This window comes from Calderihabitans maritimus, from assembly GCF_002207765.1.
Taxonomy (GTDB): Bacteria; Bacillota; KKC1; order Calderihabitantales; family Calderihabitantaceae; genus Calderihabitans; species Calderihabitans maritimus.
Genome location: NZ_BDGJ01000012.1, coordinates 1 through 7,677 on the forward strand (window position 1 = coordinate 1; position 7,677 = coordinate 7,677).

Consider the following 7,677-nt stretch of genomic DNA (forward strand, 5'->3'; position numbering starts at 1 on the left):
ATGAAGTGCACCCTGAAGCTTCGTCCCATGTATCACTGGACGGAAAGCCGGATCCGTGGCCACATCATGGTATGGTGGCCACATCATGGTATGTTTCCTTGCCTTTTACCTTGAGATGGCGCTACGCCAAATGCTCAGCAGTGTTGCTCCTGAGGCCGACTATACCAGAGTTATCACCGATCTCAACCGCGTCAAGGCGGTGAAGCTCAGTATGAACGGCAAGGAGTTTGTTGTCCGCACAGAACTTAGGGGTGACGCCTATTTGGCTTTCAAGGCTGTTGGCGCTCGCCCTCCCCAGCGAGTGCTACAGCTTTAATTGTTCCACCACAAGGGGTGTAGTGGCACGCCTGTATTCCGTCCCTTGAAATGCCTGTCGTTACTGGAATCTTGTTTTTAAACTGTCAAAGATGAGTATAAATTATCGATTTGATTAAGGGTGGCAAAAAACCGTTGTTGAGCTCTATATTTGTCTTCATTATCTCTTCTATCGACTGGTGCATTATAATAATATACTCGAATTAACTCTCTGTCTTCACCGACTAATTTTCGAACAAATGCAGCAAAATCTATGTCTGTTCTTCCACAAAAAGAGCGTAAATTATGATAGAGATTACTGCCATCAATAAAAATCATAACTCTCTTCATAGAAACTATTCCTCCTCTCCTACCGTTTACTCTAGAACTCCCCAAACATCATCCCGAATTGGTGAAAGCTTACCGTAATAGTTGAAATCTACCCACTCCTTAATAAAGATGCGTCTCGTTTTATATTTCTCGCAAAGTTTATCCAGCTCCGGCAAATACCCTACTTGTCTCCTTAACGTCATTTCTTCTAATGTTTTGCGGATAAAAGGTTCTCCGATAGGCGAGTTTGGGGAAAATTTTGATTTCCCTTTTATCAGCTGTTATCTGCTGTTGCGGCAACTTGTTCTTTAGATGATTCATTTTTTGTATTTATCCAATATTCTACAATGGGCCATAAATCAAAACCTATTCTGATGGAAAAGGGCCGAATCACTCTGCGCACCTGTAATAAAGCCCTGTCTTCTACTATTTATGTAATGCCCTTCCGAATGTTTTCAGGGCCTTCCAGGTATTGTATCCGAATAGGATACCCTCGACGACGGGTTTCCTTTTCAAAAAACTTTTTAGCATCAGTTGAAACTTTATCCATTGTCACAACTATACCAAGTTTTCCTCCATACCTAGTTATCCTAAAAAGAAAAGGATAGGCATCGCCCAATCCAAATTCTCTGTCCTTGAGTTCGAGGAAAAAACGGGAACCAAAATCTTCCACCATTATGTCAAGCTCTTCTCCGCTCGCCTCAATATTCCATTTTATACTTTCTTTTTTCACTCCACTCTCTTTAAGAAGCTCTGTAATCCAAATATGCATCCATAAACTTCCATCAATTAGTCTCTTTCCTTTGTCAGTTAGGGTATAGATTACTTGGAGATTTTCTTCGGGAAATGAACGCTCACAAGTATTACAACGGAGAGAAGCCATAGGCTCTTGGGTGAGATGATCTTTAGAAGGAACAATACAGATAGTGTGCTGATCCTGTTTACATGTTAGCAAATACTCTTCTGCTATCAAATCCAATGCGAGAAGGCGTTCAAGAGTGTCTGGTTCTTTCGCAAGGTTAGTAGCATCTCTACTTATCATCTTTCTTACCTGAGCTAGTTTCAAAACAAATTGTCTTATATTAACATCTACCAGGAGATTGGCTGCTTTAATGTCCTCAGAGCTGTAATTTGGCCCGCTGAGCCCGCTGACTCGAAGATCCGTTACCTCCTGTGCACGTTCCTCCTCAATTAACACACCAAAAGGAGTAGTGTATCTTAAAGGAAGAAAACTTGATGGTTTCCAGTCAAAATCCATTCCTCTTACTCTTCTACCGTCAAATTTAGTCTTGATGCCTTCTTGCACATCTGTACAAAACTTCTGCAAAGCTTCTTTCTGTTCGCCATACCCAATGGCCGAAGCCTGCAATGCTCCTTTTCCGGTTGTATTCAAAACATAAATTATATCATCGGTGATAAAGAGGTCACCCAGGAAATCTTCTCTTTCTGTCATAAATCGGTATTCAGGAGTTACAGTGATCATATTTGTGATTAGCTGCTCATCTGGCTCTGGCAATTTAGCTTGCCTGAACATACCTGTGAACATACCACGTATCACAGCCAAATATCCCTTGTTTCTCAAATATGATATGAGACTCTCCATTTCGGTCTGGTCACGAATAGCTGTTTTTGCTTCAAAAGTAAGAACCCGAAGCATTCTATCCCTCCTCTAAAGTCACATGTTCGCAATTTTCAAATTTTAATCCCTATTGTCCGTTTTTCCTTACTCATTGGGACATCTTCACCTCCCCTTTCCGCTTTTCTCGAACAAACCAATCTTCGTGCCCCTCAGTATCTTATTTTTCTGAACCCACCCACACCCTCACCAGCTCCACCGGCACATTCTTCCGCTTCGCGTAATCCTCAATGCTTTCCCCATAGGCAGGCTTGTCCTCCGCCAGAAGCAACTCAGCCGCAAATTGATTGGCCTGCCGCTCATACTTGCCGTTGACAAAGAACGTTTCTTTGATCATGAAGAAGTATCCCATCCCCTGAGGGTGGAGCTGGTCGTGGCCTATCTCATGGGCCACAATTACCCGCTGGAGCTGCTCCGGCAGCCGGCTGTTGAGGCCTATTATCTTATGGCCGAAAAGGCTTATCACCAGGCCTTTGATCTTTTTAAACGGAAAGCGAATGATGGTAATGCCAAGGTGATCTGCAAGCTCAAAAGGGTCACGGGTGCTGTATTGCTCTACCAGGTTACTGACGGCAGTCTTGATGAAACTCATACTGCTTACAAAAACACCGCCCCTTTGTCTAAGGTTGTCTAATTTTGTCGAAACCCCATAAGAAAGCAAAAACTACTACCGGTTGTTGGTAGTAGTTTTTTTTCCGTTCACACATCCCAGGGTAGCTTTCAATTTGCTACAGCCTTTTTAATCACTTTTATCTCGATGTCATGATCATCAAGGCGTTTCGCTATATTGGCAACGTCGCCCTTGAGGTGGTCCATGTCCTCAGCCAGGCGGGTGACGGTTGCGTTGACTACTGAGGTGCGTTCTTCAAGTTTACGGAGGAGGGTACCATGTTCTTCTCTGATGCCTTTGACTTCTGTTTCCAGATTGCCAACACGTTCTTTAATGTCTTTCAGTTCATTAAGGATAAGCTCCATGAAGTCTTTTTGTTCCATGAGAAACACCTCCTTTGTCTAGCCTTTGGGCTTCGCTGGAATAAACTAAAAGATTAACTCTCGATAAATAAAAATAGGAGCTATAACATAATTACTGCTACCTTCAGCGTACAGGCTTCTAATTGCCTCCGCAAATTCGTCTATTGATTGCCTAAGGTCAGAAAAAGATGCCCGGGTACTTTGGTCAGCAGTCGAACTAATAATGCCTAATATGTACCATTCGCCGGGAATATGGCTACCGTACATTCTCAACAAGTCATCAGGATGTTCTGCCAAATATTCTGGCTTAATCGTACCTATTATAGTTTCGCCGTTTTGTGCAAATATTTCGATTTCCAATCCCATAGGGACAAGACCAAGCATTTGTTCTATAATGCGTTTCTCTTTTTTTAACTCTTTTTTGCTTTGTTTAGCAGTTTCAAGCATCCCTAAATCCAATATTGCTGGGATAGCTGCCTTTATAGTTTGGTAATTGCGAATAGCAATTTGCCCTTTCACTAGGATAACTTGTCCATTAACTGTTTCTGAAAGCGGTGTTTCAAGAAGTGGTATATTTAGTACTTCCATTAAGTCAAGTATTTTATGGTCATGTGGATCGATATGTTTTTCAACGATATCTGATTTTGCCTTTTCGGTTTCCCGTTCGCCTCGCAAGATTTTTAAATCAGCCCGAAGTTGTTTCTTCGTTATGCTAGACAAATTAGAGGTTGTTGAAATTTCCCGTAGTGTCCCCTGAAATACCTGCGCAAAGAGCGAATCTATTCGCGAAACATCTCGGTACAGGAAATCAATTAAACCTTTTCTTTCGGTTTGCCCCACTTATCCCACTCCTTACGGAACTCTTCCTCCCAACGTTTTTGTTTCTCCTCTTCATTTTGAATGTCCTTAGCAATCTGTTTTATGAAAGAAAGTGGACGTAGTAATATGCTTTTATTTTTCATGGAACAGCCCCCCTTGCCTTTATCATACTATAACTTGTGCGGCAAAGGTATTCATTTTTCATTTTCGCTTCTTCTTCCGTATCGTTTTCCACGCCACTTTCAGGAACTCTATGATGTCCTGTTTGTCCTCTTCGTCTAAGGGCTCGCCGTTGAATTTGAGGTTGGAGCGTTGGAGGAGTTCTTCCAACTCCATGTCCGAAGGAGGCTCGTCCGAATAGCCTTTGGGGTTGTCGGTGCGACCTAGGAGGAAGTCAACGGTTACATCGAAGAAGTCGGCTATTTTTTGTAACATAGAATAATCTGGTTCTCTTCGGTTTATTTCCCATGAAGCTAAGGTTGCTCGGGCAATACCAAGTGCTTTGGCTAATTCTTCTTGAGTTAACCCTTTTTCAGTTCTTAAGAATTTTATTTTTTTGCCTAGCGTTGTGTCCATTTGCCACACCTACCTAAATTAAAAGATACATTATAAAACAGGTATTACACAATAAAAGTGCTCAAAAGACACAAAATTTAAAAATTGTCCCTTGATAGTCTCCATATGACACATTGTAATTAGTGTCAGAAGAACACAACGCAGTGGGTTATTGCAATGAGAGAAGCATTACTTGCGGCGCGTAAGGATAAGGGATATGGGGCGCGGGTGTCCAGAAATGCGTTGGTGATGCGCTCCACCAGTTCCCGATCCAGTAAACTCCTTACTACCCAGGGATACCCTTCGATTAAAATCAGACTGGATCAGCACCTTAATTTTGTTTCGGTCCACAAGCCCATTTTCTTCCAGGGCTATAAGATTCAGTCCTCGATGCCTCCCGCGTCCACAGTGCCGTTTTGCGCCGCCAGGTCGGTTTAAAAAGTTACCTACTGAATTTTGATACGGACATATGTCTTTGGTACTTGGCAAAGATGGCCAATCGCATTATATTATAGGATATTATGATATATTGTTGCCTTTGTCCGAAACGCAATTCACCATCATCTTAGCGCAAAAGATTTTGAAGCTTCCAAGCTGAAAATTGAGGATTACGAAAGCTTTGAGCTCGCGATACGGGACATCTCGGAGACAACCCGGAAGCTAGCCGCCCATCCTAATGGATTGGTGGGAAAGTGTTCGACATAGTAGCTTGCAGTTTAAGACTTTTTTGTGCTGCCTGTGGCGTGTTTTTCACACAGAGTCTCTATGGCTTCTTTTTTGCTTTAGGTATTAATCTTGTCATTTCGATGGGATGAAAGCAGGAAACTGCTGGAAAACGTCGAAATACTAAACATTTCTATATTGATATTGTGCCAAAGACTGAAAAAGGAGGGAGAAGAAGTTGCCACCAAGGTTGGCGAAACTTATAAGTGTGTAGTGTGTACTGATGTGATTAAGGTAACGCACGAAGGTAAAGGAGTATTAGTCTGCTTTGGCAAGCCAATGGTGTTGGTAAACCATTAGGCGTAAATAACTACAAACTCATGAAGATAACCACCCAAGGGGGTGGTAGATTTATTATGGGGCTTTCAAAAAGCAGTTTCTCTTGGAAAGCTTGGTTCAAACACTAACGCAGAAGGAGGAAGTCCATTGTGGCACCTATCTCTTTTTGAACCTGCCGAATTGGTTCAGGTAGCTATTGAAATGGAGAGGGCGGGAACCATTTTTTACCGTAGAATGGCGGAAAGAGTGGCGCATCCCCAAATAAAATCCCTTTTGGAACTGCTAGCGGCGGAGGAAGAAAAACACCAGGAAGACTTCGCCCAGCTGGGGAAGGACCTAGAGCCTGTAGACCCCCCCGGAAAATTATCCCGGAGAGTACTTGGATTACATGCAGTCCCTGGTCGAGACACACCTGTTCAGAGACAGGGAGGGGGCAAATCGCCTCGTTGAGGAGACGAAAACAGAGAAGGAAGTGCTGAATCTGGCTGTAAGGCTGGAGAAAGATAGTATCCTGTTTTTTAAAAGCCTGAGCGGGATGGTTAAGCCAGAAAAACGAAAGATTATAGAGGATCTCATTGCCCAGGAAGAGCTGCATCTTTCTAAACTGGCACAATTGAGAAGAGAAATTGAAGGGTAAGGAGGTGTGTCATGAATAAATGGAAATGCCTGGAGTGCGGGTACACGGTGGAGGCGGAGATTCCTCCTGAAATTTGTCCCGCTTGTCAAAAAAAATGCCAGTTTGTAGACAACAATTGCTACATGCCGGACTGCGGCCGCCAGGAGAAATAACCGGGGGCTCATGCTGACCAATCGATGACTGTTTTTTGATGGTAATTCCTAAACTGGGAGACTATTATGAGACCGCTAGCATATTGAAGAAGGAGGCGAAACACTATGGATCTTAAAGGCTCCAAAACTGAAGCCAACCTATGGGCTACATTTGCGGGGGAGTCCCAGGCCCGGAACAAGTATACATATTTTGGGAGCATAGCCAAAAAAGAAGGCTTTGAGCAGATTGCGGCCATTTTTTTGGAAACGGCAGAGCATGAGAAAGAGCATGCGAAGAGGGCTTTGAAATTTCTTGGAGTCCTGGGCTCAACCGAAGACAACCTGAAAGCGGCTATTGAGGGCGAGAATCAGGAATGGACTTCGATATACAAGGAGTTTGAAAAAGTCGCCAGAGAGGAAGGATTTCCGGAAGTGGCTGCCTTTTTCCGGGAAGTTGCCCGGGTGGAAGCTGAGCATGAGAAGAGATACCGGGCCTTGTTAAAAAACTTGCAGGAAGGTAAGGTGTTTATCAAGGACAAGCCGGTGAAGTGGCAGTGTCGAAATTGCGGCTATGTGTACGAGGGAATAGAAGCCCCGGAAGAATGCCCGGCTTGCGCACACCCGCGGTCATTCTACCAGTTGTTATGTGAGAACTACTAAGATTCACGGTAATATGTCAAGTCAAGGCAGTAAAATTGGAAATTGGATATGGGCCTCACTCTTTCTCAAGCATTCACCATCAGGCGGCAAATGCCATTATACGAGTTTTTGATGGGAGGTGATTGGTATGTGGCAGTGTTCGGTATGCGGTTACATTCACGATGGAACTGAAGCGCCGGAACAGTGTCCCAAGTGCGGGGCACCCAGGGAGAAGTTTGTGGAGATTACCACTGAAGCGGCTAACCTTGTGCAGCGAGCTCGCTTGACCAACCAGCTGCTGGTGTCTCTTATGTCCATGGTAGAGGGGCTGGGGAGTCTTGCTGATAAAGGTATTAAAGATAACCTTGACCCAGGGTGCATGAAAATATTCAGTTACACCAAAAGGGTAGCGGCAGAAATAAGGCAGATGGCTAAGGCAGAAATCCAGATTCACGTGCAGAAGGGTAAATGGGGCTAGGTTTTTTCTAAACCTAATTTCTAGTATCTTGCAACCAGCTTGACCGAAGGCATAATTTTGATTGAAAGGAGGATACTATGAAACCTGTAGAAATCAAGCCCAACGTATATTGGGTAGGTGGTATTGATTGGGATTTGCGGTACTTTCACGGTTATCTTACTCCCCGCGGCACCACTTACAACGC

The 7,677-nt window shown here is 43.7% G+C and carries 14 protein-coding genes; 7 read left to right on the top strand and 7 right to left on the bottom strand.

What is annotated here, in order from left to right; all coding sequences use genetic code 11:
* Positions 1–85 precede the first annotated feature (85 nt).
* Complete coding sequence (locus KKC1_RS02180; protein ID WP_088552876.1) at positions 86–316, top strand: hypothetical protein; 231 nt, start codon at positions 86–88, stop codon at positions 314–316.
* Positions 317–393: 77 nt separating this feature from the next.
* Here the strand turns inward: KKC1_RS02180 and KKC1_RS02185 are convergent, their stop codons facing one another.
* The 7 genes from KKC1_RS02185 to KKC1_RS02210 form a co-directional block, all read right to left on the bottom strand.
* Complete coding sequence (locus tag KKC1_RS02185) at positions 394–645, bottom strand: NYN domain-containing protein (protein WP_088552877.1); 252 nt, start codon at positions 643–645, stop codon at positions 394–396.
* A 409-nt stretch (positions 646–1,054) separates the two neighbouring features.
* Positions 1,055–2,281 (bottom strand): hypothetical protein, encoded by a 1,227-nt coding sequence (locus KKC1_RS02190; RefSeq protein ID WP_088552878.1) that lies wholly within the window; start codon positions 2,279–2,281, stop codon positions 1,055–1,057.
* Positions 2,282–2,420: 139 nt separating this feature from the next.
* A complete protein-coding gene (locus KKC1_RS02195; RefSeq protein WP_088552879.1) occupies positions 2,421–2,852 on the bottom strand; it encodes an ImmA/IrrE family metallo-endopeptidase in 432 nt (143 codons plus the stop codon).
* A 128-nt stretch (positions 2,853–2,980) separates the two neighbouring features.
* On the bottom strand, positions 2,981–3,253 hold the full coding sequence (locus KKC1_RS02200) for a hypothetical protein (RefSeq protein WP_088552880.1): 273 nt from the start codon (positions 3,251–3,253) through the stop codon (positions 2,981–2,983).
* A 45-nt stretch (positions 3,254–3,298) separates the two neighbouring features.
* On the bottom strand, positions 3,299–4,072 hold the full coding sequence (locus KKC1_RS02205) for a DUF6414 family protein (RefSeq protein WP_088552881.1): 774 nt from the start codon (positions 4,070–4,072) through the stop codon (positions 3,299–3,301).
* Positions 4,045–4,194, bottom strand: a complete 150-nt coding sequence (locus KKC1_RS15965; RefSeq protein WP_153802841.1) for a hypothetical protein — start codon at positions 4,192–4,194, stop codon at positions 4,045–4,047. Before KKC1_RS15965 ends, KKC1_RS02205 begins: the two co-directional genes overlap by 28 nt.
* A 58-nt stretch (positions 4,195–4,252) precedes the next feature.
* The gene (locus KKC1_RS02210) at positions 4,253–4,627 is read right to left on the bottom strand and encodes a helix-turn-helix domain-containing protein (RefSeq protein WP_088552882.1); all 375 of its coding nucleotides are present in this window, start codon (positions 4,625–4,627) and stop codon (positions 4,253–4,255) included.
* Positions 4,628–5,473: 846 nt separating this feature from the next.
* Between KKC1_RS02210 and KKC1_RS17275 the strand changes: the two genes are divergently transcribed.
* From KKC1_RS17275 to KKC1_RS02230, 6 genes are all read left to right on the top strand, one after another.
* The gene (locus KKC1_RS17275; RefSeq protein ID WP_368731545.1) at positions 5,474–5,629 is read left to right on the top strand and encodes a desulfoferrodoxin FeS4 iron-binding domain-containing protein; all 156 of its coding nucleotides are present in this window, start codon (positions 5,474–5,476) and stop codon (positions 5,627–5,629) included.
* A gap of 126 nt (positions 5,630–5,755) precedes the next feature.
* Positions 5,756–6,058 (top strand): ferritin family protein, encoded by a 303-nt coding sequence (locus KKC1_RS02220; RefSeq protein WP_088552883.1) that lies wholly within the window; start codon positions 5,756–5,758, stop codon positions 6,056–6,058.
* 22 nt (positions 6,059–6,080) lie between these two features.
* Positions 6,081–6,245: a ferritin family protein gene (locus tag KKC1_RS15970; protein ID WP_153802842.1), complete on the top strand. Its 165-nt coding sequence runs from the start codon at positions 6,081–6,083 to the stop codon at positions 6,243–6,245.
* Positions 6,246–6,256: 11 nt separating this feature from the next.
* The gene (locus KKC1_RS16185; RefSeq protein WP_192868035.1) at positions 6,257–6,397 is read left to right on the top strand and encodes a rubredoxin-like domain-containing protein; all 141 of its coding nucleotides are present in this window, start codon (positions 6,257–6,259) and stop codon (positions 6,395–6,397) included.
* 105 nt (positions 6,398–6,502) lie between these two features.
* A complete protein-coding gene (gene rbr, locus KKC1_RS02225; protein ID WP_088552884.1) occupies positions 6,503–7,036 on the top strand; it encodes a rubrerythrin in 534 nt (177 codons plus the stop codon).
* 127 nt (positions 7,037–7,163) lie between these two features.
* Complete coding sequence (locus KKC1_RS02230) at positions 7,164–7,493, top strand: rubredoxin-like domain-containing protein (protein WP_192868036.1); 330 nt, start codon at positions 7,164–7,166, stop codon at positions 7,491–7,493.
* Positions 7,494–7,677 lie beyond the last annotated feature (184 nt).